At 65.6% G+C, this 24,425-nt stretch carries 25 protein-coding genes; 11 read left to right on the forward strand and 14 right to left on the reverse strand.

Features of this window, described 5'->3' with window-relative positions:
- Window positions 1-274 (reverse strand): class I tRNA ligase family protein (locus RBT54_RS06475; protein ID WP_320365340.1); only part of this gene is annotated, 274 nt, incomplete at its 3' end.
- Window positions 275-360: 86 nt separating this feature from the next.
- Window positions 361-1,290 carry a LysR family transcriptional regulator gene (locus tag RBT54_RS06480; protein WP_320365342.1) on the reverse strand — a complete coding sequence of 310 codons (930 nt, stop codon included), beginning with the start codon at window positions 1,288-1,290 and terminating at the stop codon, window positions 361-363.
- Window positions 1,291-1,602: 312 nt separating this feature from the next.
- On the opposite strand from RBT54_RS06480, the gene dctP reads away from it, so the two are divergent.
- From dctP to RBT54_RS06495, 3 genes are all read left to right on the forward strand, one after another.
- Window positions 1,603-2,697 carry a TRAP transporter substrate-binding protein DctP gene (gene dctP / locus RBT54_RS06485; RefSeq protein ID WP_320365344.1) on the forward strand — a complete coding sequence of 365 codons (1,095 nt, stop codon included), beginning with the start codon at window positions 1,603-1,605 and terminating at the stop codon, window positions 2,695-2,697.
- Between the two features lie 63 nt (window positions 2,698-2,760).
- On the forward strand, window positions 2,761-3,402 hold the full coding sequence (locus RBT54_RS06490; protein WP_320365346.1) for a TRAP transporter small permease subunit: 642 nt from the start codon (window positions 2,761-2,763) through the stop codon (window positions 3,400-3,402).
- Window position 3,403: 1 nt separating this feature from the next.
- Window positions 3,404-4,936: a TRAP transporter large permease subunit gene (locus RBT54_RS06495; RefSeq protein ID WP_320365348.1), complete on the forward strand. Its 1,533-nt coding sequence runs from the start codon at window positions 3,404-3,406 to the stop codon at window positions 4,934-4,936.
- Between the two features lie 10 nt (window positions 4,937-4,946).
- Here the strand turns inward: RBT54_RS06495 and RBT54_RS06500 are convergent, their stop codons facing one another.
- Genes RBT54_RS06500 through RBT54_RS06510 form a run of 3 tightly spaced genes read right to left on the reverse strand, consistent with a single transcriptional unit; the run spans window position 4,947 to window position 7,552 of the window.
- The gene (locus RBT54_RS06500; RefSeq protein ID WP_320365350.1) at window positions 4,947-5,558 is read right to left on the reverse strand and encodes a hypothetical protein; all 612 of its coding nucleotides are present in this window, start codon (window positions 5,556-5,558) and stop codon (window positions 4,947-4,949) included.
- Window positions 5,559-5,574: 16 nt separating this feature from the next.
- Complete coding sequence (locus tag RBT54_RS06505; protein WP_320365352.1) at window positions 5,575-6,015, reverse strand: DNA polymerase III subunit chi; 441 nt, start codon at window positions 6,013-6,015, stop codon at window positions 5,575-5,577.
- Window positions 6,016-6,046: 31 nt separating this feature from the next.
- Window positions 6,047-7,552: a leucyl aminopeptidase gene (locus RBT54_RS06510; RefSeq protein WP_320365354.1), complete on the reverse strand. Its 1,506-nt coding sequence runs from the start codon at window positions 7,550-7,552 to the stop codon at window positions 6,047-6,049.
- Between the two features lie 139 nt (window positions 7,553-7,691).
- On the opposite strand from RBT54_RS06510, the gene lptF reads away from it, so the two are divergent.
- Together lptF and lptG are read left to right on the forward strand one after the other, a co-directional pair.
- Window positions 7,692-8,774, forward strand: a complete 1,083-nt coding sequence (gene lptF, locus RBT54_RS06515; protein ID WP_320365356.1) for an LPS export ABC transporter permease LptF — start codon at window positions 7,692-7,694, stop codon at window positions 8,772-8,774.
- Entirely contained in the window at window positions 8,771-9,847 is a 1,077-nt protein-coding gene (gene lptG, locus RBT54_RS06520; protein WP_320365358.1) for an LPS export ABC transporter permease LptG, read from the forward strand. The genes lptF and lptG overlap by 4 nt, the downstream gene beginning before the upstream one ends.
- A 220-nt stretch (window positions 9,848-10,067) precedes the next feature.
- On the opposite strand, the gene rplS is transcribed toward lptG, so the two are convergent.
- The 4 genes from rplS to rpsP form a co-directional block, all read right to left on the reverse strand.
- A complete protein-coding gene (gene rplS / locus RBT54_RS06525; RefSeq protein ID WP_320365360.1) occupies window positions 10,068-10,469 on the reverse strand; it encodes a 50S ribosomal protein L19 in 402 nt (133 codons plus the stop codon).
- 98 nt (window positions 10,470-10,567) lie between these two features.
- On the reverse strand, window positions 10,568-11,338 hold the full coding sequence (gene trmD / locus RBT54_RS06530) for a tRNA (guanosine(37)-N1)-methyltransferase TrmD (protein ID WP_320365583.1): 771 nt from the start codon (window positions 11,336-11,338) through the stop codon (window positions 10,568-10,570).
- Window positions 11,339-11,435: 97 nt separating this feature from the next.
- Entirely contained in the window at window positions 11,436-11,954 is a 519-nt protein-coding gene (gene rimM, locus RBT54_RS06535; RefSeq protein WP_320365362.1) for a ribosome maturation factor RimM, read from the reverse strand.
- Window positions 11,955-11,982: 28 nt separating this feature from the next.
- Entirely contained in the window at window positions 11,983-12,234 is a 252-nt protein-coding gene (gene rpsP, locus RBT54_RS06540; RefSeq protein WP_320365364.1) for a 30S ribosomal protein S16, read from the reverse strand.
- 227 nt (window positions 12,235-12,461) lie between these two features.
- On the opposite strand from rpsP, the gene RBT54_RS06545 reads away from it, so the two are divergent.
- The 3 genes from RBT54_RS06545 (at window position 12,462) to RBT54_RS06555 (ending at window position 15,069) form a co-directional block, all read left to right on the forward strand.
- Complete coding sequence (locus RBT54_RS06545) at window positions 12,462-14,003, forward strand: hypothetical protein (RefSeq protein ID WP_320365366.1); 1,542 nt, start codon at window positions 12,462-12,464, stop codon at window positions 14,001-14,003.
- Window positions 14,004-14,119: 116 nt separating this feature from the next.
- Entirely contained in the window at window positions 14,120-14,719 is a 600-nt protein-coding gene (gene wrbA / locus RBT54_RS06550; RefSeq protein WP_320365368.1) for an NAD(P)H:quinone oxidoreductase, read from the forward strand.
- The gene (locus RBT54_RS06555; RefSeq protein WP_320365370.1) at window positions 14,716-15,069 is read left to right on the forward strand and encodes a DUF2069 domain-containing protein; all 354 of its coding nucleotides are present in this window, start codon (window positions 14,716-14,718) and stop codon (window positions 15,067-15,069) included. The genes wrbA and RBT54_RS06555 overlap by 4 nt, the downstream gene beginning before the upstream one ends.
- 63 nt (window positions 15,070-15,132) lie before the next feature.
- Here the strand turns inward: RBT54_RS06555 and RBT54_RS06560 are convergent, their stop codons facing one another.
- From RBT54_RS06560 to RBT54_RS06580, 5 genes are all read right to left on the reverse strand, one after another.
- Entirely contained in the window at window positions 15,133-16,668 is a 1,536-nt protein-coding gene (locus RBT54_RS06560; protein WP_320365371.1) for a 2-isopropylmalate synthase, read from the reverse strand.
- The gene (gene pssA / locus RBT54_RS06565) at window positions 16,665-17,477 is read right to left on the reverse strand and encodes a CDP-diacylglycerol--serine O-phosphatidyltransferase (RefSeq protein ID WP_320365585.1); all 813 of its coding nucleotides are present in this window, start codon (window positions 17,475-17,477) and stop codon (window positions 16,665-16,667) included. Before pssA ends, RBT54_RS06560 begins: the two co-directional genes overlap by 4 nt.
- A gap of 186 nt (window positions 17,478-17,663) precedes the next feature.
- Window positions 17,664-18,680 carry a ketol-acid reductoisomerase gene (gene ilvC, locus RBT54_RS06570; protein WP_320365373.1) on the reverse strand — a complete coding sequence of 339 codons (1,017 nt, stop codon included), beginning with the start codon at window positions 18,678-18,680 and terminating at the stop codon, window positions 17,664-17,666.
- A 58-nt stretch (window positions 18,681-18,738) separates the two neighbouring features.
- Window positions 18,739-19,230, reverse strand: a complete 492-nt coding sequence (gene ilvN / locus RBT54_RS06575; RefSeq protein WP_320365375.1) for an acetolactate synthase small subunit — start codon at window positions 19,228-19,230, stop codon at window positions 18,739-18,741.
- Between the two features lie 31 nt (window positions 19,231-19,261).
- Complete coding sequence (locus RBT54_RS06580; protein WP_320365377.1) at window positions 19,262-20,974, reverse strand: acetolactate synthase 3 catalytic subunit; 1,713 nt, start codon at window positions 20,972-20,974, stop codon at window positions 19,262-19,264.
- 117 nt (window positions 20,975-21,091) lie between these two features.
- Between RBT54_RS06580 and RBT54_RS06585 the strand changes: the two genes are divergently transcribed.
- From RBT54_RS06585 to RBT54_RS06595, 3 genes are all read left to right on the forward strand, one after another.
- Window positions 21,092-21,619, forward strand: coding sequence for an RDD family protein (locus tag RBT54_RS06585; RefSeq protein ID WP_320365379.1), 528 nt, complete (start codon window positions 21,092-21,094; stop codon window positions 21,617-21,619).
- A 155-nt stretch (window positions 21,620-21,774) separates the two neighbouring features.
- Window positions 21,775-23,496: a cation:proton antiporter family protein gene (locus tag RBT54_RS06590; protein ID WP_320365381.1), complete on the forward strand. Its 1,722-nt coding sequence runs from the start codon at window positions 21,775-21,777 to the stop codon at window positions 23,494-23,496.
- The gene (locus RBT54_RS06595) at window positions 23,493-24,389 is read left to right on the forward strand and encodes a universal stress protein (protein WP_320365383.1); all 897 of its coding nucleotides are present in this window, start codon (window positions 23,493-23,495) and stop codon (window positions 24,387-24,389) included. The genes RBT54_RS06590 and RBT54_RS06595 overlap by 4 nt, the downstream gene beginning before the upstream one ends.
- Window positions 24,390-24,425 lie beyond the last annotated feature (36 nt).

The following is a 24,425-nucleotide window of genomic DNA, read 5'->3' on the forward strand; positions in this document are numbered from 1 at the left end:
CGATCTGGGTGGCGATGCCGGCGTGGTCGGTGCCCGGCTGCCACAGCGTGTTGTCGCCGCGCATGCGGTGGTAGCGCGTGAGCGCGTCCATGAGCGTCTGGTTGAAGCCGTGCCCCATGTGCAGCGTGCCGGTGACGTTGGGCGGCGGCAGCAGGATGCAGAAGGCGTTGGGGTTCGACGTGTCGAGCCCGGCGTCGAAGTAACCGCGGGATTCCCATTCCGGGTACCAGCGACGTTCGATGTCTGCGGGCTCGAAGCTTTTGGCCAGTTCCATGGTGTTGTACGCGCTTTAAGGCAAAGCGCGGATTATAGCGGATGCGCCGGTGCGGCCCGCGCGCACCGCCACGGGAAAGCCTGCGCTCAGCCGCTCGCCAGCGTTTCCCAGTCGCGCGTGGGCCACTGCGGGTCGCCGAACTGGGTCTGCAGGAACGAGATCCAGGCCTGCACCTTGGTCGGAACAAGGCGCGGCGAGGGATACACCGCGTGCATCTGCTGCACGGGCAGGGTGTGCTCGGGCAGCAGCGGGACGAGCGCTTCACGCGCGATTGCAGCCCTGGCGAGATACGCGGGCAGGGTGGCGATGCCCATGCCGGCGAGTGTGGCCGCGAGGATCGAGTCGACGTCGTTGGTGCGTAGCGGGCCGCGGACCGGGACTGCGACCGGACGGGCGTCCGCGCCGAGGTAGTGCCAGCGCTGATCGCCCTGGACGCTGCTGTACACGAGGCAGTCGTGGGTGGCAAGTGCCTCTGGTGTGGCGGGCATGCCCTGGCGCGCCAGGTAGCTCGGGCTGGCCACGGTGACCCAGGGGTTGAGCCCGAGCTGGCGGCTACCGAGCGCCGAGTCGGCCAGTCGCCCCATGCGAACCGCGACGTCGATGCCATGCTCGAGCAGATTCAGGGTGTGGTCGTCGAGCTGGAGGTCGAAGCGCACACCCGGGTTGCGCGTCATGAACTCGCGTGCCAGCGGCAGGACGACGTGGCGCCCCAGGCCAGCCGGGCACGCGACGCGCAGGGGGCCGGAGATGTCCTCACCCAGGTTGGTGACCAGGCGATCCGCCGCTTCCAGTTCGCGCTCGATGATCTTGCAGCGCTCGTAGTACAGCGCGCCGGCCTCGGTCAGCCGCATGCCGCGCGTGTTGCGGTTGAGCAGACGCACGCCTAGGCGCGACTCGAGCGCTGCGATGTGCTTGGTCACGGTGGGTTGCGAGAGTTTCGTGTCGCGCGCTGTGCGCGAGAAGCTGCCGCTTTCGACGAGGCGGATGAAAAGTTGCAGGCCAGTCAGTTTGTCCATGGCAGCGGTTCGGGAAATGCCGGATTATTAATTCGTATAGAGAATAAGCGATATTCCTTATGCGATGTTCTCGCGATTTCTGAATAAGGGCAAGATTCACCGGCGCCGATGCCCCAGGATGCGCGACGTTGGTGCGGGTTTTCCCGTATTTGAGCCGTTTTAACGATCTCGAGCATGTCCGTTCAAGGTCTGGCGAGACTGTCTCCGGCTTGGGGGCGGGCCTCGACGAGAACGGGTTTAGTTCTTGATTGCTGCGCTGCAGGAATAAGTCAGGGCTGCATGAGATTCACCACAAAAAGGGAAGGAGACACGATGAGCAAGACATTCACGCGACGCGACCTGCTCAAGACCACGGCCGCCAGCGCGCTCGTGAGCGCATCATTCATCGGTAACGCGCACGCGCAGGCGGGCACGACCTGGAAGGTGCAGTCGGTCTGGGATGCGGGTACGACCGGCTACCGGCTGTTCGAAGCCTGGTGTAACGGGTTCAAGGAGAAGTCGGGTGGCGAACTCACCATCCAGCCCTTCCCGGCGAAGGCGGTGGCGGCGGACAACAATTCCCTGTTCGACGCGGTGCGCAGCGGCGTACTGCAGGGCATGAACCCATTCACCCTCTACTGGGCGGGCAAGATCCCGGCCACCGTGTTCCTGTCCTCCTACCCGATGGGGCCGGATCAGCCGGCGCAGTGGGACACGATGTACTACGGTCTCGGCATGCTCGAGATGGCGCGCGAGATCTACGCCAAGCAGGGTCTGTACTTCGTCGGCCCCATCCATCACGACGCCAACATCATCCACTCCAAGGTGCCGATCCGCTCGGTCGATGACCTCAAGGGCAAGAAGATCCGCCTGCCGGGCGGCATGGTGGCGGAGGTTTTCCAGGCCTTCGGCTGCTCGACCGTGGCGCTGCCCGGATCGGACATCTTCCCGGCGCTCGAGAAGGGCACGATCGACGCCGCCGACTACGTGGGCCCGGCGGTGAACTACGACCTCGGCTTTCACCAGGTCACCAAGTACATCCTGTTCGGGCCCCCGGGCACGATGAGCGTGTATCAGCCGGTCGATCTGATGGATCTCACCGTCAACATGGGCGCCTGGCGCCGCCTCAACCCGAAGATGCAGCAACTGGTGGAGGATCAGGTCAGAACCTACTCGGTGACGCACTTCGTGGAGATCCAGAAGGCGAACATGGCGGCGATGACCAAGTTCCGCGAGGCGGGCTGCGAGGTGTCGCGCATGGGGCCGGACGATATCGAGAAGTTCCGCAAGGCGGCGATTCCGATCTGGTTCAACTGGGCGAAGAAGGATCCGGACGCAGCGCGCGTGTTCAAGATGCAACTCGAGTTCATGAAGAACGACTTGATGGGCTATGTGACCGACGAAGACCTCAAGGGCCAGTCGCTCTGATCTTGAGCGCTACCGGGTCGGCCCGCGTGGGGCCGGCCCGCTTCATTTGCGGAGCGGGACAAGATGTACGAGCTCAAGGGTTTCGGTTTCGTCATGCCTCATTGGGCGTACTGGGGCTGGCTGGCGGTGATGCCGCTGTTGCTGATCGCGGCTGCGCGCGCGAAAGGCGTGCTGCCGGTGGTCAAGCACGAGGAAGACGCCAGCGTTTTCGAGCGGACTGTCGACTGGCTGAGCGATCGCACCGGCATGTTCGTGGCGCTCTGGAGCGTGAACGCGGTGCTCGCCTACACCTACGAGGTGACGATGCGCTATGCGTTCAATCAGCCCACCATCTGGGTTCACGAAAGCAGCTACCTGCTGTTCGGGATGCAGTACGTGATCGCCGGCGCCTACGGTCTCCTGCATGGCTCGCACGTGCGTGTCGATGTGATCTACACCAAGCTCTCGAAGCGTGCGCGCAGCGCGGTCGACGTGATCACCTCGGTGTTCTTCTTTGCCTTTGTGCTGGTGATGATCTCGACCGGTTGGCGCTTCTTCGCCGATAGCTACAACATGAGCGAGCGCTCGCTGGAGACCTGGCAGGTGCAGTACTGGCCGGTGAAAGGCACTTTGCTGCTCGGCGCGGTGCTGATCCTGCTCGCCGGCATTTCCCATCTGATCAAGGATATCCGCCGCTTCGAGCGCGCCTGTCAGGAGCACCACTGAGATGCAGAGCACTGTTGCTGAGCGGGTGACGGGGAGCAGCTCCGCCTATCGCTACACCGTGTACGGCGTTGCCCTGGTGCTCGCCCTGGTGATGATGGTGGAGGCCGTGAATATCGCCTTCTACGACCCCTGGGGTGAGGACTACTTCCTGTTCCGGCTGCAGGGCGTGCTCGGCGCCGTCGACATGGGGCCGCTGACCTGGATCATGTTCGGGTCCTTGTTCGTGCTGCTGATGGCCGGCCTGCCGCTGGCTTTCGTCGCCGGCGGCCTGGGGGTGGTGTTCCTCTATCTGGTGGGGGACTCGGACATGCTCAACATGGTGCCGAGCCGCATCTTCCCGATGATGACGAACCCCGACCTGGCGGCGATCCCGCTCTTCATCTTCATGGCCACCATGCTTGAGCGCGCCGGCCTGATCGAGGAAATGTTCGACGCGGTGTACCAGTGGATGGGCGGTCTGCGCGGTGGCCTGGCGGTGGCGACCATTCTCGCGTCGACCATCCTCGCGGCAATGGTCGGCGTGGTTGGCGCAGCGATCGTCACCATGGGCATCATCGCGCTGCCGGCGATGCTCAAGCGCCACTACGACGAGCAGATCGCATTGGGTTCGATCATGGCCGGTGGCGCGCTCGGTGTCCTGATCCCGCCCTCGATCCTTGCCATCCTGTATGCGGTGGTGGCCCAGCAGTCGGTGGGGGAGCTTTACGCCGGTAGCGTCTTGCCCGGGCTGATGCTGTCGGGTCTGTACATCGCCTACGTGTTGCTGCGCGCTTTCCTGAACCCGGCGGTGGGTCCGGCGGTGCCGGTTTCCGAGCGCATCGATCTGGGCGCCAAGATCAGGCTGCTGCGCGGGCTGATCGCACCCATCTCGCTCGTGGTCATCGTGCTCGGATTGCTGTTCACCGGCATCGCGACGCCGGTGGAGGCCGCTGGCCTGGGCTCCTTCGGCGCGATGATCGTCGCCCTTCTGCACCGGCGGCTGACGCTGCAGGGGTTGTTCGGCGCCAGCCTGTCGACCGTCAAGGCGACGGCGATGGTGTTGTGGATCATCTTCGGCGCGTCGATCTTCGTCGGCCTCTACATCCTCAAAGGCGGTCAGACCTTCATAACCGAAACCCTGCTCGGAACCGGCCTGTCGCCGTATGGCATCCTGCTGCTGATGATGGTGCTGCTGGTGATCCTGGGCATGTTCCTGGATTGGGTGGGCATCCTGCTGCTGGCAGTGCCGATCTTCGTGCCGATCATCAAGCAGCTCACCTTCGACGGCCTGTTCGGCCTGCCCGGGCCGAGCTCGGACCAGGTGCTGGTGTGGTTTGGCGTGCTCTATCTGGTGAACATGCAGATGAGCTTCCTCAGCCCGCCCTTCGGCTATGCGCTGTTCTACATCCGTGGCGTGGCGCCGGCGTCGATCAGCATGGCGACGATCTTTCGATCCTCGCTGGTCTTCCTCGCCATCCAGGTGCTGGCGCTGACGCTGGTGGTGGTGTTTCCGGCGATCGCGACCTGGCTGCCGGGGCTGATGTACGGCAAGTAGCGGGGAGCGATCAGTTGTCCAGCGGCCGATCCGGTCTTGTGACCGGCGCGGCCGCTTGGTCGAGGAGGCTGCCGACACGGGCCGACAAGCTGGGCAGCAAGGTGGCGCGCAGGTGCGACTGCATTTCGGTCTGCAGGCGGGTGGCCAGCTGGTCCAGCTCGCGTGCCAGGATCTGCGGCATCTCGGCTGCGATCCAGTTGCCGATCTCGCGTGCGATCTCGGTGTCCAGTTCGACGAGCCTCTCGGCCAGCCTTGCCGACAGCGCGTCCTGCAGTGCGGTGGCTTCCTGGGTGGTCGCCGCAACGGTGGGCGCGGGCGCGATGGTCGGCACGACAGGGGCGTTCGGCCACGGAGGTGGGGACGGGGGCGGCCGCTCGAAGCCCGTGGAAGGATGCGTTGTCCTCGGCGGCAGATCAGCCGGCAGAGCGAAACCCTCGACGATTTCGGTGAGGATGGGCAGGTCTGCGTCATCGAGGTCTGCGCTGGCTGGCCAGTCGGGTGTGGTGGCGTCCGGACGCCTGTCGTCCATACGGTGACGGCGCAGCAGCGCGTCAGCCTGGTCGAGCAGGCTGTCGGCGCGTTCGAGCTCGTCGTCGGGAGGCAGCGCGTGCCAGTCCTTCATTCGGCCACCCTCATCGTCATAGGGCCACCCTCAGCTCGGCGTCGAAGGCCTTGATATCGCAGCCGCGCTGCTTGTATGCGCCCCAGCGCGTGCGTGCAGGGAGCCGGTCGGCCTCGGTCTGGCCGACGATTTCGACCAGCAGGCGAAAATCCTCGAAGCCCGGTGGAAGGTCGTCGGCCAGATTGAACAGCATGTCCGCATGCGGCCAGGGTGTTTCGGCGCCCGTGACCGCGAGCACGATCGGTGTTTCGCCCGCGAGTGGGGAGTCGATCGCGACATGCGGGATGAAGCTGAGCGGTTCGGCTATCCACAGCAACTGGTCGAGCCGCTTGAGCTGAGCGGCATCGGCACAGCAGATGGCGACCTTGCGACCACGCCCGTGCGCGTTGACGACCAGCTCGCGGGTGAGCGCGAGCCGGTCGGGCGTGTTGTGATAGAACTGCACGCGCGGCGCCATGAGGCCAGTGTTCCCCCGGTGTCGCGTTCGCTCAGCCGGCGGCGCCGGGGGCGCGGCCGATCAGGAACGCAGACAGCAGCGGCACCGGCCGTCCGGTCGCACCCTTGGCGTCGCCCGAGACCCAGGCCGTGCCGGCGATGTCCAGATGCGCCCACTTGTAGTCCTTGGTGAAGCGCGAAAGGAAGCAGGCTGCCGTGATCGTGCCGGCGTAGCGGCCGCCGATGTTGCCCATGTCGGCGAAGTTGCTCTTGAGCAGCTCCTGGTATTCGTCCCACAGCGGCAGTTGCCAGGCGCGGTCGCCGGATTCGGTGCCGCGTTTGAGGATCTCGGCGGCGAGCTCGTCGTCGTTGGCGAGCAGGCCGCTCGGGATCTTGCCGAGCGCGACCACGCAGGCGCCGGTGAGCGTGGCGATGTCGATCACGCAGTCGGGCTTGAAGCGCTCGGCGTAGGTCAGCGCGTCGCACAGGATCAGCCGGCCCTCGGCGTCGGTATTGAGCACCTCGATGGTCTGACCCGACATCGAGGTGACGACGTCGCCCGGCTTGGTGGCGCCGCCGCCGGGCATGTTCTCGGTGGTGGGGATGAGGCCGACGAGGTTGATCGGCAGGCCCATCTGCGCGACTGCCTTGAAGGTGCCGAGCACGCTCGCCGCACCGCACATGTCGTACTTCATCTCGTCCATCTCGGCGGCGGGCTTGAGCGAGATGCCGCCGGTGTCGAAGGTGATGCCCTTGCCGACCAGCACGATCGGCTTGGCCTTGGCCTTGCCGCCCTTGTAGTGCATGACGATGAACTTGGGCGGCTGGTGCGAGCCGCGCGCCACCGACAGGAAGGAACCCATGCCGAGCTTCTTCATGTCGTCGCGGTCGAGCACCTCGACGTCGAACTCGTACTGCTTGCCCAGGGACTCGGCGGTGTCGGCGAGGTGGGTGGGCGTGCACAGGTTGCCGGGCAGGTTGCCGAGATCCTTCGCCAGCGCCATGCCGGTCGCAACCGCATGGCCTTGCAGCACCGCGGTGTCGAGTTCGGCGGTGAGTTCGCTGGTGACCAGCAGGGCGAGCTTCTTCGCGCCGCGGTGCTTCTTGTCTTTCTTGTCCTTGTCGGACTTGAGGGTGTCGAAGCGGTAGGCGCCGTCGGCGAGGATGCGGGCGGCCTGCTGCAGGCGCCACGGCAGGCCGCGCTTGTCGAGCTCGATATCGGCCAGCGCGATCACCGCGTCCTTGGCCGGGGTGCAGGCGAGCGCCTTGGCCGCGGCGCCGAGGGCGTCGCGCCAGGCCTTGTCACCGAACTCGTCTTCCTTGCCCAGGCTGACGAGCAGTACGCGCTCGGCCTGCACGCCTGGCAGATCGGGCAGCAACAGCGTCGAACCGGCCTTGTCCTCGAGGTCGCCGCGCTTGATGAGCGCTTCGATGCGCCCTTCGGCAGAGCCATCGGCCGCGGCGGTCAGCGCCGGCAGCTTGCCACCGGCAAAGGCGCCGAGCACCAGCAGGCCGGTCTTGAGCTTGGCCGGGCTACCGGTCTTTATGGTAAATTCCATCGGCTTTTTCCTTGTGTTGATGCTTGGTTCGGACTGCCGAAGATTATGGCCCGTTCGTAACGCGAGCGTCAAAGACGCTTTCCATCGAACCCGCCGCCCTGGGCGCGGGTTTCCTCTCCGGTTCTCGACGATTCGCCCGATGATCTTCCGGCGTGCGCTGCAAAGGGAATTCGCGCAGACGGCGGCCGCAGTATTCGTCGCGCTGTTCGCGATCCTCATCTCCACCGTGCTCATCCGCCTGCTCGGCCAGGCGGCGGGCGGGCGCGTGCCTGCCGATGCGGTGGCGGCGCTGATCGGTTTTGGCGCGCTCGCACAGTTGCCGACGGTGCTCACCCTGACCCTGTTCATCGCCATCCTGGTGTCGCTGTCGCGCAGCTACCGGGATTCGGAGATGGTGGTGTGGTTCGCCTCGGGTGTGCCGCTGACCGCTTGGATCACGCCCGTGCTGATGTTCACCGTGCCTCTGGTGGTCGTGGTCGGCGCGGGCTCGCTGTGGCTGTCGCCGTGGTCGCAGTTGAAGAGCGCGGAGTATCGCGAGCGCCTCGACGCCAGGGATGACACGCACCGTGTGGCGCCCGGCGTTTTCCGGGAGTCCTCGGGCGCGCAGCGGGTGTTCTTCGTCGAGGTCGGCGCCGGGGAGGATGGCCGGGTGCGCAACGTCTTCGTCAGCGAACAGACCCGCGGCGGCGAGCTCGTGGTGATCGTGTCGGCCGAGGGCTACCTGCGCAGCGACGAGGAGGGCCGCCGCTTCGTCGTGCTGGACAAGGGGCGCCGCTACGACGGCAAGCCCGGCACGCCCGAATACCGCGTGATGGAGTTCGAGCGCTACGAGGTGATGATCGAGCAGAAGCAGGCGATCACCCAGCAGGCACGGGTGCGGGCGCTGCCCACCGAGGTGCTGCTCGCGAGCGCGGACAAACGCAGCCTGGGCGAGCTGGTCGGTCGCTTCGGCATGCCCCTGGTGGCGCTGCTCTTGGCGCTGATGGCGATCCCGCTCTCCTTCGTCAATCCGCGCGCCGGACGCGCCAACAACATGCTCGTGGCCTTGCTCGTATACCTGCTCTACAGCAACGCCATCTCGGTGTTCCAGTCGTGGGTGAGCCAGGGCAAGCTCGGCTTCGTGGCGGGACTGTTGTTGCCGCATCTGGTGGTGCTGGGGGCGCTCGGGCTGATGTTCTACAAGCGCCTGGCGGTGTCGCCCTTCTGGCGGAGGCGCACATGAGCCCGGTGCTGCTGCGTTACCTCGCGCGCGAGATCTTCGCCTCCACCACGCTGGTGCTGGTGGCCTTCCTCGGCCTGTTCGCCTTCTTCGATTTCATCAACGAACTCGAGGATGTGGGCAAGGGCGGGTACACGCTCTACCAGGCGGTGGTCTATGTCGGACTGACGCTGCCGGCCCGCGTGTACGAATTGATGCCGATCGCGGTGCTGATCGGCACGCTGTATGCACTCGCCACGCTGGCCAAGAACTCCGAGATCACCGTGATGCGGGCCTCGGGCATGTCCAACTCGGTGCTGATGCGTTCGCTCGGCCTGATCGGCGCGGTGTTCGTGGCGCTGATCTTCCTCATCGGCGAGTACGTCGCGCCACCGTCCGAGTCGGCTGCGGAGGAATGGAAGCTCACTGCCACCAAGGCCACGGTGTCGCAGCAACTGCGCTCCGGCCTGTGGGTCAAGGACGGTCCGCTCGTGATCAATGTGCGCACGCTGATGCCCGACCGCACGATGCGCAACGCCCGTGTTTATACCTTCGACGAGAACTACGCGCTGGTCTCGATCAGCGAGGCCAAGCGCGGCGAATTCGACGGCGCCGGCGAGTGGAAGTTGCTCGAGGTGTCGCGCACGAGTTTCCTCGGCGACCGCACCACGATCGAGCGCCTGCCCGAGATCCGCTGGCGCTCCGAGCTGACGCCGGAGGTGCTTGGCGTGCTGATGGTGGCGCCCGAGCACATGCCCTTCGCCAAGCTGTGGACCTACATCAATCATCTGCGCGATAACAACCAGAACGCCGACCGCTTCGAGATCGCGCTGTGGAAGAAGCTGGTCTATCCCTTCGCGGCGCTGGTCATGATGGCCCTGGCGATGCCCTTCGGCTTCATCCACGACCGCATGGGCGGGGCAAGTGCGCGCATCTTCATGGGCGTGATGCTGGGTGTGGGATTTCACCTGCTCAACGGCCTGTTCTCCAACCTCGGAATGATCAACGCCTGGCCGCCGTTCATGGCCGCGCTGACCCCGAGCCTGATCTTCCTCGCCGCCGCCGCCTGGTTGCTGCGCTACGTCGAACGGCGCTGAGCAGGGCGGCCCTGCGCGCGTGTTCATCGGTCCCCGGGAGAGCAATCCCGGTGGCGGATGTCCGGGGGCGAGGGGCTGCGGGAGGCGGGCTTGCCGGGCATACGCAAACGCGCGATATTCGCGGGCAAACCCGCTCCCACGGCGCGAGAGGCCTCGTCGCAAATGGCATCGTCAACAAAAAAAACGGGCCCGAAGGCCCGTTTGCTTCGCCTGGCGGCAATCAACCTTGCTGCTGGGCAGCGCGCTTGGCAGCGGCGGCCTTGTAGTCCAGCTTTTCCTTGATACGCGCGGACTTGCCCGAACGCTGGCGCAGGTAGTAGAGCTTGGCGCGACGGACGTCACCGCGGCGCTTCACTTCGACGCCGGCCACCAGCGGCGAGTAGGTCTGGAACGTACGCTCGACACCTTCGCCCGACGAGATCTTGCGGACGATGAACGCGGAGTTGAGGCCGCGGTTGCGCTTGGCGATGACAACGCCTTCGAAGGCCTGGAGACGCTCGCGAGTGCCTTCCTTGACCTTCACCTGGACGATCACGGTGTCGCCGGGACCGAATTCGGGGATGGTCTTGCCTTCCGAGACGCGGGCCATCTCTTCTTGTTCGAGTTGCTGAAGCAGGTTCATTGCAAAAACTCCATCGATGTTATCGGCCTTCGCCTCGATGCGTCGGCCTGGCAGCAGAGCAGGTCGAAACCTGATGCCTGCCGTTTGTGATCGGGCCTTCAGGCGCCCTGCGTGTGCAGTGCGTCATCCAGCCCGGCTTGCTCCTGCCTGAACTCGTCAAGCAGTTTCAATTCGGTCTTGCTCAGCGGCCGTGCCTCCAGCAGGTCGGGCCGGCGCAGCCAGGTGCGGCCTAGGGACTGCTTCAGCCGCCAGCGGCGAATCACTGCATGGTTGCCCGACAGCAGCACCTCGGGCACCCGCTCGTTCTCATAAACCTCTGGCCGCGTGTAGTGCGGACAGTCCAGCAGGCCGTCGGCGAAGGAGTCTTCCTGCGCCGAGCCGGCCGTATTCAGTGCGCCGGGCAGCTGGCGCACGATCGAGTCGAGCAGCACCATCGCCGGCAGCTCCCCGCCCGACAGCACGAAGTCGCCGAGCGAGAGTTCTTCATCCACCTCGCGGTCGATCAGGCGTTGATCCACGCCTTCATAGCGGCCGCACAACAGCACCAGGCCTGGTTCGGCCGCCAGCTCCATCACCACAGACTGGTCCAGCCTGCGGCCTTGGGGCGACAGGTAGATCACCCGGCCGCTGCGCCCGGTCGCCGCTTGTTGTGCTGCGCGCGCGGCGGCGATCGCCTGCATCAGTGGCTCGGCCAGCATCACCATGCCGGGGCCGCCACCGTAGGGGCGGTCGTCCACCGTGCGATGCGGGTCGCTGGTGTAGTCACGCGGGTTGTGAAAACCGAGCGCATAAAGTCCACGATCGATTGCCCGCCGCGTGATCCCACTGCCGGTCAGCGCCGAGAACATCTCGGGGAACAGGGTGATCACGTCGTAGCGACGCAATCCACCTGCGATCGGCGGCGAGGTCTCGTCCTGCACGTTCACTTCAGGTTGCTGCGGATTCACTGGCCGTCCACAGCCTGTATCACCAGTCTTTCTGCCAGCTCACCCTGATTCGCCGGGCGGCCAGATCCACATCGAGCACAAAGGCGGCGACGAAGGGAATCAGTCGTTCGACCGCGCCCTTGCCTTCGCCGTCCTGCACTTGCAGCACGTCGTGCGCCCCGGTGGACAGCAAACCACTGACCGTGCCCAGTGCTTCGTCGGCTTCGTTGATCACATCCAGGCCGACAAGGTCGCCCCAGTAGTATTCGTTTTCTGCCGGCTGCGGGAGGGCTTCGCGCGGCGCAGCGATGAAGAAGCCGTCAATGGCCTCGGCTGCGTTGCGGTCGGGTACCTCGGCGAACGCGGCGACCAGGCCCTTGCCGTGGGGTCGGCAGGCCGTGAGCGCGTACTGCTTCCACTGCGCGTCGGGCGCATCGGCGTCACGACTCAGCCACCAGTGCGGCAGCTTGCGCCACGAGGCCGGGTCATCACCGAAGGGGTGAATCTTGACCCAGCCCTGAATGCCAAAAGGGGCGACGATGCGCCCCAGTACGATCATGCGTCTTTCCGCCGCAGACCGACGTCGATCAGGCAGCAGCCTTGGCGGCCTGCTTGACCAGACGGGCAACGGTCGGCGACAGCTGGGCGCCGTTCTGCTCCCAGTAGGCCAGGCGCTCGGTGTTGATCACCAGGCCCTTTTCGGCGCCAGAGGCGATCGGGTTGTAGTAACCGACGCGCTCGATGAAGCGGCCATCACGACGATTGCGGGAATCGGCGACAACCATGTTGAAGAACGGGCGCTTTTTGGCGCCACCACGGGCAAGGCGAATGACGACCATCTGTTTTTCCTGATCGGTAGATGCGAAAAACCGTGGAGTATAGGCTAAGCCGGCTGCCTGAGCAAGGCGCGTCTGGGATTTTGCCTGGTTTTCTTCGTGGAGTGGGAAGATGCGCGCGATCAGTCTGTGAGCCGCCTCGACGATCGGGCGGTCTCGTAGGGGAAGTGCCCGGGTCTTGCATCGAAGGCGCGATAGAATGCGGGGCGCCCACATCGACTGTCTGCCACATGGAAGCCTCCTCCGCGATACCCGAAGACGAGCGAGTCCTGATCTCCTGGCTGGACGGTGAGCCGGAAGCGTCGGTTTGCGACGACCTGACTGCGTTTTCTGCGCGCCTTCAGGGGGTCCGGCAGGGCCGGACGGCGCCGGTCAGCGATGTGGTACTCGACGCGGTGGCCGGACGCGTTCTCGATATGGCCGAGCGAGTGCGAGCGCAGTTGCTGGCCGTGCAATTGCCTGTTCCGACGGATCTTTACGAGACAACCGGCCGGTTATGCGTGGCCCTGCTCGACGTCGCGGGCTGGTTCGCGGAGCGGGTCGGTCCCGAGGGGCAGCGGGCGGCTGACTGTGGCGCATTTTGCCTGAGCGGCCTCGAGCTGCTCACCGAGCTTTATGTGCTCTCCAATCTGGTCGCGGCGCCGGTGCCGGCCGGGCTCTGGCGCCTTGCGCACCGGCTCGCGCGCGATGCGGATGTGGTGGGCGCGGCAGCCGATGATGCCGGGCGCTGCGCGTATCTGCGCATCGTCTCGATCGCGACGTCCCAGCCGGAGGGCTTGACGGGGCGTGAGCTTGCGTGGACGGTCGATTTTCTCGATGCGCGCGTCCTCAGTGTGGCGGGCTTTGAGGCTGCGCCAGTCGAGAGCGGCGCCACATCCTGGTGGATCGATACGATGGCCGACCTGGCGCCGCAGGCCGTGGCAAGGCGCCCGGTGCCGGACGAACTGGTGTGCGCAGGGCGGTCATGGTTTTTTGACCCACGGCCGATGGCGCAGAAGCTGGGTGAGTGTGTGGAGTGGATCACTGCGCACATGACGGCGGCCGAGCTTGCGGGCATGGAGTGCGATGTCGAACCGCTGGCAGCGGATGACGGCGGGTTCCCGGCGGGGCTTTCGGCGCTGGAAACGCTCGCGTTGCTTCGACGACTGCGTAGTCAGTGGATGGCCACGCCGGTCAGGGAGCAGCCCCGGCGCCAGAATCAGTATGTGGTTCAGGTGTGCATCGGGCTGGGAATGGTCTGGGAGTTGGGTCAGCACCAGGGTCAGCACCAGGGTCAGCACCGGGGCCAGCATGGCCGGGCCGCGCCTGGCCAGTTGCACGAGTGGGTGGTGCTCAACGAGAGTCCAGGCGGGCTTGCGATCATGAGCGTCGCGGGTACCGCAGCGAGCGTCGAGGCGGGCGCTGCGCTCGCCTTGCGCCGTGACCCGCAGCAGCCGTGGTCGGTCTGCATCGTGCGCTGGGTGCGCAGCGAGATGCCGGGGCAGGTCGAGCTTGGCCTGCAGTTGATCGGCATTTCCTTTCAGTCGGTGAGGGTGGGGTTCCGGGGCAGGGCAGCGCAGCAGATGGCGCCGGCCCTTGCGCTGCCGGTGATGGAGCCGATGCGGCGCCACCCGGCCATGCTGGCGCCTGCGGGGACGTATGCGTCGCGGCGCTTCGTCTTCGTGCGTGACGGCACCGGCGTCTATGTGGCCCAGGCGCGGGCGCTGGGCCTGGACATGCAGACGCCGGGGGTGGAACTCTTTCAGTACGAGATTGATCCCTATCCGATCTGAGGTGTTCGCGAGCCAGGCAGATCTGGTCGGTCACGAATCGGGTCGCCTGGGGGGCAGGCCGGTGAGTGCGGGGCCGACAGGTATAATTCGCGCCCCGGAACCGGAAGGTCTACGCCATGCAAGAAATCCTCGTCCTTTATTACAGCCATCGCGGGTCGGTGCGCGCACTGGCGGAGCATGTTGCCGCGGGTATTCATCAGGTGCCCGGCGCGCGCGCGCGCGTACGCACGGTGCCGCGGGTGTCCGCGGTATGCGAGGCGGTCGAGGATGAGATCCCTGCCGACGGGCCGCCCTACGTGGAGATCGACGACCTCGAGCAGTGCATCGGCCTGGCGTTGGGTAGCCCGACGCGCTTCGGCAACATGGCAGCACCGATGAAATATTTTCTGGATGGCCTCAGTGGCGCCTGGGTGAATGGCGTGCTCGAGGGCAAGCCCGGGTGTGTATTCACTTCATCGGCCAGCCAGCACGGTGGGCAGGAAAGCACGCTGCTGAGCATGACGATTCCACTGTTTCATCACGGCATGCTGGTACTCGGTCTGCCGTTCAGCGAAAGTGCACTGGGGCGGACACGCTCCGGAGGCACGCCCTACGGCGCGAGTCACGTCTCGGGCCCCGATGGCGACGCGGTGTTGACCGAGGATGAGATCGAACTCGCCCAGGCCCAGGGCAGGCGCTTGGCCGAGGTGGCGTTGAAGCTGGCGGGGTCACGATGAGCGCGCAACTGCTGTCGCGAATTTCGAGCGTGGCCCTGCTGTCGCTGATTGCCCTGTGCGTGGTCTGGGAAGGGTGGCTGGCGCCTTTGCGCCCTGGCGGCTCATGGCTGGTGCTCAAAGCCCTGCCCTTGCTGCCGGCGGTTTTCGGTGTGCTGCGCGGTCGGCGCTATACATCCCAGTGGCTGTCGATGCTGTCGCTGCTGTACCTCACCGAGGGCGTGCTGCGTGCGAGCGACCCCGGCCTGGTGGGTGCCTTTGCACTGGTCGAGGTGGCGTTGTCGGTCACGCTGTTCACCAGCACCATGCTTCATGCCCGTGCGGCGGCGCCCTCGCGCCAGCGCATGGACTGAGATCGTCGCAAACACGACAACAGCAGACCCGATTGATGGGACCGCTGTTGTCTGATATACGCGTCACACCTGTGGATTGAGCCTTTCCGCGCCGGCGTGAAGCTTGTTCAGGGCGTTGAGGTAGGCCTTGGCCGAGGCGACGATGATGTCGGTATCTGCGCCCTGACCGTCCATCACGCGGCCGTCGCGCGACAGGCGCACGGTGACTTCGCCCTGTGCGTCGGTGCCGGTAGTGATCGCATTCACCGAATACAGCAGCAGCTCGCTGCCGCTTGCGGCGACCGACTCGATCGCCTTGAAGGCGGCATCGACGGGGCCGGAGCCTTCGGCGCGGGTGTGCGATTCGGTGCCGCCGATCGACAGGGTGATCTCGGCGACTGGCGTCTCACCCGTCTCCGAGTGAAAGCGCGTCGACAACAGACGATACTGTTCGGGCGCCGGCGTGACCGACTCGTCGCGCATCAGCGCGGTGAGGTCCTCGTCGAAGATCTCCTGCTTCTTGTCGGCGAGTTCCTTGAAGCGGGCGAAGGCCTGGTTGAGATGGTCCTCGCTCTCGATCTCGATGCCGAGCTCCTGCAGGCGGGCGCGGAAGGCGTTGCGCCCGGAGAGCTTGCCCAGCACCAGCTTGTTGGCACCCCAGCCCACATCCTCGGCGCGCATGATCTCGTAGGTCTCGCGGTGCTTGAGCACGCCGTCCTGGTGGATGCCGGACTCGTGGGCAAACGCGTTGGCACCGACGATGGCCTTGTTGGGCTGTACCGGGTAGCCGGTGATCTGCGACACCAGTTTGGAGGCCGGTACGATCTGAGTGGCGTCTACGCCGGTCTCGACCGGGAAGATGTCGGCGCGGGTGCGCACCGCCATCACGATCTCTTCGAGCGAGGCGTTTCCGGCGCGCTCGCCGAGGCCGTTGATCGTGCATTCGACCTGGCGGGCGCCGGCACGCACCGCGGCGAGCGAGTTGGCCACGGCCAGGCCGAGGTCGTTGTGACAATGCACCGACCACACCACCTTGTCGGCATTGGGGACGCGCTCGATCAGCGTGCGTACGGTGGCGGCAAACTGCTCGGGTACGTTGTAGCCGACGGTGTCGGGGACGTTGATCGTTTTGGCGCCGGCCTTGATCACCGCTTCGAAGATCCGCACCAGGAAGTCGATCTCGGAGCGGCCGGCGTCCTCGGCAGAGAACTCCACGTCGTCGGTGTATTCGCGCGCCCAGCCGATCGCCTTGACCGCCTGCGCAACGACCTCGTCGGGCGTCATGCGCAGCTTCTTCTCCATGTGGATCGGGCTGGTGGCGATGAAGGTGTGGATACGGCCGCGGGCAGCAGGGGCGATTGCGTCTCCCGAGCGCCGGATGTCCTTCTCGTTGGCGCGGGCCAGCGAGCAGACGGTCGAGTCCTTGATGGCCTCCGCGATCGCGCGCACGGCCTCGTAGTCGCCGTTGGAGGCGGCGGCAAAGCCGGCCTCGATCACGTCCACCCGCATGCGCTCGAGCTGGCGCGCGATGCGCAGCTTCTCGTCGCGCGTCATCGAGGCGCCCGGGCTCTGCTCGCCGTCGCGCAGGGTGGTGTCGAAAATGATCAGCTTGTCTTTCATGGCTTGCTCCCGGGGTCGGATGAAGTGCCCTCTTCGGGCGCGGCTGAGTTGTCGTTGTCTTCAGTGGCAGCAGTGGCCACGGGTTGATCCTGCCGGTTCAGCTTGCGTTTGCGCCAGCGCACTGCGGCAACCACGTAACCAGACGCTGCATAAGCGAGGAAGAGGCCGAACAGGATGCCCGGCGGATAGCTGGAGATGAGCGCGAACGCCAGCACCAGCGCGATCAGCACGATGAAGGGCACGCTCTTCCTGAGGTTGATGCTCTTGCCGCTCCAGAACAGCACATTGCTGACCATGGACACGCCGGCGAAGATCGTCAGTGCGGCCGCGTACCAACGCAGTTCGTCGCCGCTGAAGCCGTTGTCCAGACCCACCCAAACCATGCCCGCCACCAGCGCGGCGGCGGCCGGGCTGGGCAGGCCCTGGAAGTAGCGTTTGTCCACCACGTCGATGTTGGTGTTGAAGCGTGCGAGGCGAAGTGCGGCGCCTGCGCAGTAGATGAAGGCCGCGATCCATCCGAGCTTGCCGAGGTCCTGCAGCGCCCATTCGTACATGACCAGGGCCGGCGCCGCGCCGAAGGAGACCATGTCGGAAAGCGAGTCGTATTCGGCGCCGAAATCGCTTTGGGTGTTGGTCAGCCGCGCAATCCGACCATCGAGTCCGTCGAGCACCATGGCGATGAAGATCGCCACCGCTGCATACTCGAAGCGGTCGTTCATGGCCTGCACGATGGCATAGAAGCCTGCGAACAGTGCCGCAGTGGTGAACAGGTTCGGAAGGATGTAGATGCCGCGGCGACGCTTGTCCATCAAGGGCTGCGGGATGTGATCGTTGTGGGGCACGTTGGGGTTCGCCTCCTTGGGTTCCTGAGCGCCCATTCTAGCGCACGCGGGATGCGGCGGATTCCCGGGCGCGCGCGGAACACGCGTGTGCGAGGCGCAAAAAAGCCGGCGCCGCGGATGCGGGGCCGGCCTTGGAGCACAAGCCGCGGTCGATCAGTTCTTCGACTTGTCGACCAGGGCCTTGGCCTTGATCCACGGCATCATGTCGCGCAGCTGGCCACCGACCTTCTCGATCTGGTGGTCGGCGTTCAGGCGGCGGTAGGCGGTCATGCTCGGGTAGTTGGTCTTGCCCTCGAGGATGAACATCTTGGCGTACTCGCCGGTCTGGATGCGCTTGAGCGCATTGCGCATGGCGGCGCGCGACTGCTCGTTGATGACTTCGGGGCCGGTCACGTACTCGCCGTACTCGGCGTTGTTCGAGATCGAGTAGTTCATGTTGGCGATGCCGCCCTCGTACATCAGGTCGACGATCAGCTTGAGCTCGTGCAGGCACTCGAAGTAGGCCATCTCGGGCGCGTAGCCGGCTTCGACCAGGGTCTCGAAGCCCATCTTCACCAGCTCGACCGCGCCGCCGCACAGCACGGCCTGCTCGCCGAAGAGGTCGGTCTCGGTCTCTTCGCGGAAGTTGGTCTCGATCACGCCGCCCTTGGTGCCGCCGTTGGCAGCCGAGTACGACAGGGCGATGTCCTTGGCCTTGCCCGAGCAGTCCTGGTAGATCGCGATCAGGGTCGGCACGCCGCCTCCGCGCAGGTACTCCGAGCGCACGGTGTGGCCGGGGCCCTTGGGGGCGACCATGATCACGTCGAGGTCGGCGCGCGGCACGATCTGGTTGTAGTGCACGTTGAAGCCGTGCGCGAAGGCGAGCACGGCGCCCTTCTTGATGTTCGGCTCGATGTCGTCGCGATAGACCTGCGGCGCGGTCTCGTCCGGCAGCAGGATCATGACGACGTCGGCAGCCTTGACGGCTTCGCCGATTTCCTTGACGGCCAGGCCGGCGGCCTCGGCCTTCGACCACGAGCTACCGTCCTTGCGCAGGCCGACGGTGACGTTCACGCCGGAGTCGCGCAGGTTCTGGGCGTGGGCGTGGCCTTGGGAGCCGTAGCCGACGATGGTGACCTGCTTGCCCTTGATCAGCGAGAGGTCGGCGTCCTTGTCGTAGTAAACCTTCATGTCTTTCCTTTGGATCGGGATGTGGAGCGGGGGAGGGTGGGCTTCAGACCCTGGAGCTTCAGACCTTGAGCACGCGGTCGCCGCGGCCGACGCCGCAGACGCCGGAGCGTACGGTTTCGAGGATCAGGGCGGGGTCGAGGGCGCCGATGAAGGCGTCCAGCTTGCCCTGGTTGCCGGTCAGCTCGACGACGTAGGACGCGTCGGTGACGTCGATGATGCGGGCGCGGAAGATGTCGGCGGTGCGCTTGATCTCCTCGCGATCCTTGCCGGTGGCACGGACCTTGACCAGCATCAGTTCGCGTTCGATGTGCGCAGCTTCGGAGATGTCGACCACCTTGACCACCTCGATCAGCTTGTTCAGCTGCTTGGTGATCTGCTCGATGATGTCATCCGAGCCGGAGGTGACGATGGTCATCCGCGACATCGAGAAGTCTTCGGTCGGCGCCACGGTCAGCGATTCGATGTTGTAGCCGCGGGCCGAGAACAGGCCGGACACGCGCGACAGCGCGCCGGATTCGTTTTCGATCAGGAGGGAGATGACGTGACGCATGGTGTTGTGTTCCGGATTCGGTGGGAGGCGATCAGAGGTCTTCGGCCGACAGGATCATCTCGGTGAGACCCTTTCCGCCCTGCACCATCGGATAGACGTTCTCGGTCTGGTCGACCTGGAAGTCGAGGAACACGAGCTCGTCCTTGTGGGTGGTGAAGGCCTCGCGCAGCGCACCTTCGACGTCGGCGGGCTTGTCGATACGAATGCCGACATGGCCGTAGGACTCGGCCAGCTTGGCGAAGTCGGGCAGCGAATCCATGTAGGACTCGGAGTAGCGGCCGCCGTGGAAGAGCTCCTGCCACTGGCGCACCATGCCCAGGTAGCGGTTGTTGAGGTTGCAGATCTTGATCGGCAGGCGGAACTGCTTGCACGTCGACAGTTCCTGGATGTTCATCTGGATCGAGGCCTCGCCGGTCACGCACGCCACCTGCATGTCGGGATTGGCGAGCTTGGCGCCCATCGCATAGGGCATGCCCACGCCCATCGTGCCCAGACCACCGGAGTTGAGCCAGCGCCGCGGCTTGTCGAAGCCGTAGTATTGCGCCGCCCACATCTGATGCTGGCCGACGTCGGAGGTGATGATGGCGTCGCCGCCGGTGACTTCCCACAGCTTCTGCACGACGAACTGCGGCTTGATGATCTCGTCCGAGTTCTTGTAGACCATGCACCTGCGGCTGCGCCACTCCTCGACCTGCTTCCACCACGCGGCCAGCGCCTCGGGGTTGGGGCGTGCCTCGCCGGATTCGAGCTGGCGGATCATCTCGTCGAGCACTTCCTTGACGTCGCCGACGATGGGCACGTCCACCTTCACGCGCTTGGAGATGGAGGACGGGTCGATGTCGATGTGGATGATCTTGCGCGGCTCCTCGGCGAAGTGCGCCGGGTTGCCGATCACGCGGTCGTCGAAGCGGGCGCCCACGGCGAGCAGCACGTCGGAGTAGTGCATCGCCATGTTGGCTTCGAAGGTGCCGTGCATGCCGGGCATGCCCAGGTACTGGCGGTCGCTGAAGGGGTAGCCGCCTAGGCCCATCAGGGTGTTGGTGATCGGGTAGCCGAGCAGGCGCGTGAGCTTGGTGATCTGCGCCGCCGCGTTCGACAGCACGACGCCGCCGCCGGTGTAGATCATCGGGCGCTTGGCTTCGAGCAGCAGCTGCACCGCCTTCTTGATCTGCCCCGAGTGGCCCTTGACCACCGGGTTGTACGAGCGCATCGAGATCTCTTTCGGATACTCGAACTCGCAGCGATGCATCGACACGTCCTTCGGGATGTCGACCAGCACCGGGCCAGGGCGGCCGGTACGGGCGAGGTAGAAGGCCTTCTTCATCGTCACGGCGATGTCGCGCACGTCCTTGACGAGGAAGTTGTGCTTCACGCAGGGGCGGGTGATGCCCACGGTGTCGACTTCCTGGAAGGCATCCTGGCCGATGGCCGCGGTGGGCACCTGGCCGGAGATGATCACCATCGGGATCGAATCGCAGTAGGCGGTGGCGATGCCGGTGACGGCGTTGGTCGCGCCCGGACCGGAGGTCACCAGTGCGACGCCGACCTTTTCGGTACTGCGTGCGAAGCCGTCGGCGGCATGGACCGCTGCCTGCTCGTGGCGCACCAGCACGTGCCGAACCTGGTCCTGCTGGAACAGTGCATCGTAGAGAAAGAGGACCGCGCCGCCGGGGTAACCGAAGACGTACTCGACCTTTTCTTCCTGAAGGCACCTGATTACAATTTCGGCTCCGGACAGCACCATCGCGTACTCGCTCGTCTTTAGGGGTTTGAATAAACGCATAACGTTACCGGCGGCCGATGTTTTGGTCAAGGCTGCATCCCGTCGTGCGAGTCGCACGCATCTTTTCCGGAAAACTTCATGACCCGCAGGACGAGCAGGGCCGGCACGGCTCGGCAAGCACGGCCCGATTCCAGTTCAACGTCCTCGCCGACCGAAGCCGCTGCAGCGCGACCGGTCGCCGAACTCGCAGGCTTGCGCCGGCGCCTGGCCTCGATGCTTTACGAATCGATGTTGTTGCTCGGTGTCCTGGCGCTGACCTTCCTCGTGCCCTATCTGATTCTGGGTGCCGTCGCCAGCTTCACGCCGCCGGGCTGGTTGCTGTGGCTCCATGTGTTCGCGGTGCTGGGTGTCTACTTCGTCTGGTTCTGGCAGCGTGGGGGGCAGACCCTGGCGATGCAGACCTGGCGCCTGAAGATCGTCGATGCGTCCGACGGACGGATTGCCGGCCGCGGGCGCAGCTGGCTGCGTTATGCGCTGGCCTGGCCCTCGGTGCTCCTGGGTGGCTTCGGCCTGCTGTGGGCGCTGGTCGACCGTGACCGCCAGTTTCTGCACGATCGTCTCGCGGGAACCTGCATCGTGCTGCTGGCGGCGGCGCCGAAGCATTGAAGCGACGACCCGTCCCAGGCCAGCCCCAGCCTCGGCGTAATCCATTAACATTCGGTCCAATATTGCGTTGATTCGCACTCAGCCGGGCACCGGGTAGCCCAAGCTGGCGGCGAATCTCGTCCGACGTCCTTTCACCTCGTGATCAGGAGAAGTCGATGGCCGACATGCTGGCCCACGGACCGTATGCCGAGTTCGCGCTGCTGCTGATCATTTCGGCGATTGCTGGCGCGATCGCGGTGCGCCTGCGCCAGCCGGTGCTGATCGCCTACATCGTCGTCGGCATCCTGGTGGGCCCTGCCGTGTTCGGCATCGTCAAGGCCCACGACCAGGTCGCGTTGCTGGCCGAGATCGGCGTCACCGTGCTGCTCTTCGTCGTCGGCCTCAAGCTCGACCTGCATCACATCCGCCATATCGGCCCGGTCGCGCTCGCCACCGGCCTCGGCCAGCTCGGCTTCACCATCGTGTTCGGCTTCGGGCTCATCCTGCTGATGGGCAAGAGCATGATGGAGGCGCTCTACGTCGCGGTGGCGCTGACCTTCTCGAGCACCATCATCGTGGTCAAGCTGCTGTCGGACAAGCGCGAGCTCGACTCGCTGCACGGGCGCATCGCGGTGGGGTTCCTGATCGTGCAGGACGTCGCCGTGGTGCTTGCGATGATGGCGATGAGCGCGCTGCGCGGTGCGGGCGAGGCCGCGATCGTGGAGGTCGCCGGTTCATTGGCGCTGCGCCTGCTGGCTGCAGCGGCGCTGATGTACGTGCTGATGCGCTCCGTGTTGCCGCGCCTGGTCGGGGCCATGGCGCGTTCGCAGGAGCTGCTGCTGATCTTCGCGATCGCCTGGGGTACCGGGCTCGCTGCGCTTGGCGAGTGGGCCGGATTCAGCAAGGAGGCGGGGGCCTTCATGGCGGGCTTTTCGCTCGCCTCGACGAGCTATCGCGAGGCGATGAACGCGCGCCTGACCGGTATCCGCGACTTCATGCTTTTGTTCTTCTTCATCGATCTCGGCGCCAAGCTCGAATTCTCCACCCTCGGTGACGAGATCTGGCCTGCGGTGGTTCTGTCAGTGTTCGTGCTCATCGGTAACCCGCTGATCGTGATGGCGATCATGGGCTACATGGGCTATCGCAAGCGCACCGGTTTTCTCGCCGGGCTCACCGTGGCGCAGATCAGCGAATTCTCGATCGTGTTCGTCGCCATGGGCATCACGCTCGGCCATGTCGGGGTCGAGGCGCTCGGACTGACCACGCTGGTCGGGCTGGTGACGATCATGATGTCGACCTACATGATCCTGTTCTCGCAGCCGCTCTACGACAGCCTGGCGCCGCTGCTGGGCGTATTCGAGCGCAAACGGCCGTTTCGCGAGCTTGCGGTTGAGCGCCAGGGGCGCCCGGCCGGCCAGCCCGACATCATCATCTTCGGCCTCGGCCGCTACGGCGCGCGGCTGATGCGCCAACTGCGCAGCGCGGGCATCGAGGTGCTGGGCGTGGACTTCGACCCCGAAACCATTCGCGAGCTGCACAAGCTGCGCCAGCCGGTGCGCTACGGCGACGGCGAGGATCCGCACTTTCTCGAGTCGCTGCCGCTCCCCCACGCGCGCTGGGCGATCACGACCTTCCCGCAGTGGGAGTCCAACCGTGCGTTCCTGAGTGCGCTCAAGGAGGCCGGCTTCGAGGGACGCATTGCGGGCGTGGTGCGCGACGACCTGCATGCCGAGGCGCTCGGCGCGGCCGGCGTCGAGCGCGTGCTCAACCCCTTCAACGACGCCGCAGATTACGCCGCGCGCAGCTTCGCCGCCGAGATCGCCTTCGAGGACGTGCATCGGCGCGATGACGTCGCGCCTTCCGTGCCGGTAACGCCTGTCAAGGAGCCTGAACGATGACCCCCATCCGCAGCATTCTTGCCGCCACCGATCTTTCGCCGCTTGCCCGTCATGCCGTGGTACGCGCCGCGCTCGTCGCCGCCGAACTCGGGGCGCGGCTTTCGCTGCAGCATGTGGTGAATGTCGGTGCGCTGGATGCGCTGCGCCATCTGATCGATCCGGGCTCGGCGGACCTGCAGCAGAAGCTGCTCGACGAGATGCGCGGTGAGGTGACGGCGCTCGCCGCCGAGCTCGCGGCGCGTCACGGTGTGCAGCCCGAGCTGCATCTGGTAGTGGGCAATGTGCTGGCCGAGATTGACAGCCACGCCGATGCGATCGATGCCGACCTGCTGGTGATGGGCGCGCGCGGCGCGGGATTCATCCGCGAACTGCTGATCGGTTCGACGACCGAGCGTGTGCTGCGCAAGACCACGCGCTCGCTGCTGGTGGTCAAGCAGATGGCGCACGAGCCCTACCGGCGGGTGCTGGTACCGGTGGACTTCTCGCCGCGCTCGCGCGAGGCGCTGCGGCTTGCCCAGCGCGTCGCGCCGCAGGCGGAATACGTGCTGCTGCACGCCTTCGAGGTGCCGTTCGAGGGCAAGCTGCGCTATGCCGGCGTCGAGGAAAATGCGCTGTCCAGCCTGCGCGTCAATTCGCGCCGTGAAGCCACGGCGAAGATGAACGAACTCGTCGCCGAGGCGGGGGCAGACGAGAACCGCGTGCGCCGTATCGTGGTCCATGGCGAAGCGACGACCCAGGTGCTCGAGCATGAACAGGCTCAGGACTGCGACCTGATCGTGATCGGCAAGCGCGGCCAGGGACTGATCGGCGAAATGCTGCTCGGCAGCGTCACCAATCACATCCTCACCCAGTCCTCTGGCGACGTGCTCGTGGCTGATCGCGCTGGCGCCTGAGGCGGCGTACACTCGCGCCCTTGTTGCGCCGATCTG

It is taken from the genome of Thauera sp. (genome assembly GCF_034003485.1).
Classification (GTDB): domain Bacteria; phylum Pseudomonadota; class Gammaproteobacteria; order Burkholderiales; family Rhodocyclaceae; genus Thauera.

What these genes read in the sequence shown, in the direction of transcription:
- RBT54_RS06490 (WP_320365346.1), top strand. Translation starts at nt 2,761, where the DNA reads ATGTACGAGCTCAAGGGTTTCGGTTTCGTCATGCCTCATTGGGCGTAC.
- RBT54_RS06500 (WP_320365350.1), bottom strand. Translation starts at nt 5,558, where the DNA reads ATGAAGGACTGGCACGCGCTGCCTCCCGACGACGAGCTCGAACGCGCC.
- rimM (WP_320365362.1), bottom strand. Translation starts at nt 11,954, where the DNA reads ATGATCGTACTGGGGCGCATCGTCGCCCCTTTTGGCATTCAGGGCTGG.
- RBT54_RS06480 (WP_320365342.1), bottom strand. Translation starts at nt 1,290, where the DNA reads ATGGACAAACTGACTGGCCTGCAACTTTTCATCCGCCTCGTCGAAAGC.
- ilvN (WP_320365375.1), bottom strand. Translation starts at nt 19,230, where the DNA reads ATGCGTCACGTCATCTCCCTCCTGATCGAAAACGAATCCGGCGCGCTG.
- RBT54_RS06555 (WP_320365370.1), top strand. Translation starts at nt 14,716, where the DNA reads ATGAGCGCGCAACTGCTGTCGCGAATTTCGAGCGTGGCCCTGCTGTCG.
- RBT54_RS06580 (WP_320365377.1), bottom strand. Translation starts at nt 20,974, where the DNA reads ATGGTGCTGTCCGGAGCCGAAATTGTAATCAGGTGCCTTCAGGAAGAA.
- RBT54_RS06585 (WP_320365379.1), top strand. Translation starts at nt 21,092, where the DNA reads ATGACCCGCAGGACGAGCAGGGCCGGCACGGCTCGGCAAGCACGGCCC.
- RBT54_RS06495 (WP_320365348.1), top strand. Translation starts at nt 3,404, where the DNA reads ATGCAGAGCACTGTTGCTGAGCGGGTGACGGGGAGCAGCTCCGCCTAT.
- RBT54_RS06595 (WP_320365383.1), top strand. Translation starts at nt 23,493, where the DNA reads ATGACCCCCATCCGCAGCATTCTTGCCGCCACCGATCTTTCGCCGCTT.
- dctP (WP_320365344.1), top strand. Translation starts at nt 1,603, where the DNA reads ATGAGCAAGACATTCACGCGACGCGACCTGCTCAAGACCACGGCCGCC.
- RBT54_RS06545 (WP_320365366.1), top strand. Translation starts at nt 12,462, where the DNA reads ATGGAAGCCTCCTCCGCGATACCCGAAGACGAGCGAGTCCTGATCTCC.
- lptF (WP_320365356.1), top strand. Translation starts at nt 7,692, where the DNA reads ATGATCTTCCGGCGTGCGCTGCAAAGGGAATTCGCGCAGACGGCGGCC.
- wrbA (WP_320365368.1), top strand. Translation starts at nt 14,120, where the DNA reads ATGCAAGAAATCCTCGTCCTTTATTACAGCCATCGCGGGTCGGTGCGC.
- lptG (WP_320365358.1), top strand. Translation starts at nt 8,771, where the DNA reads ATGAGCCCGGTGCTGCTGCGTTACCTCGCGCGCGAGATCTTCGCCTCC.
- rpsP (WP_320365364.1), bottom strand. Translation starts at nt 12,234, where the DNA reads ATGGTCGTCATTCGCCTTGCCCGTGGTGGCGCCAAAAAGCGCCCGTTC.
- RBT54_RS06505 (WP_320365352.1), bottom strand. Translation starts at nt 6,015, where the DNA reads ATGGCGCCGCGCGTGCAGTTCTATCACAACACGCCCGACCGGCTCGCG.
- RBT54_RS06560 (WP_320365371.1), bottom strand. Translation starts at nt 16,668, where the DNA reads ATGAAAGACAAGCTGATCATTTTCGACACCACCCTGCGCGACGGCGAG.
- ilvC (WP_320365373.1), bottom strand. Translation starts at nt 18,680, where the DNA reads ATGAAGGTTTACTACGACAAGGACGCCGACCTCTCGCTGATCAAGGGC.
- rplS (WP_320365360.1), bottom strand. Translation starts at nt 10,469, where the DNA reads ATGAACCTGCTTCAGCAACTCGAACAAGAAGAGATGGCCCGCGTCTCG.
- pssA (WP_320365585.1), bottom strand. Translation starts at nt 17,477, where the DNA reads ATGGACAAGCGTCGCCGCGGCATCTACATCCTTCCGAACCTGTTCACC.
- RBT54_RS06590 (WP_320365381.1), top strand. Translation starts at nt 21,775, where the DNA reads ATGGCCGACATGCTGGCCCACGGACCGTATGCCGAGTTCGCGCTGCTG.
- RBT54_RS06510 (WP_320365354.1), bottom strand. Translation starts at nt 7,552, where the DNA reads ATGGAATTTACCATAAAGACCGGTAGCCCGGCCAAGCTCAAGACCGGC.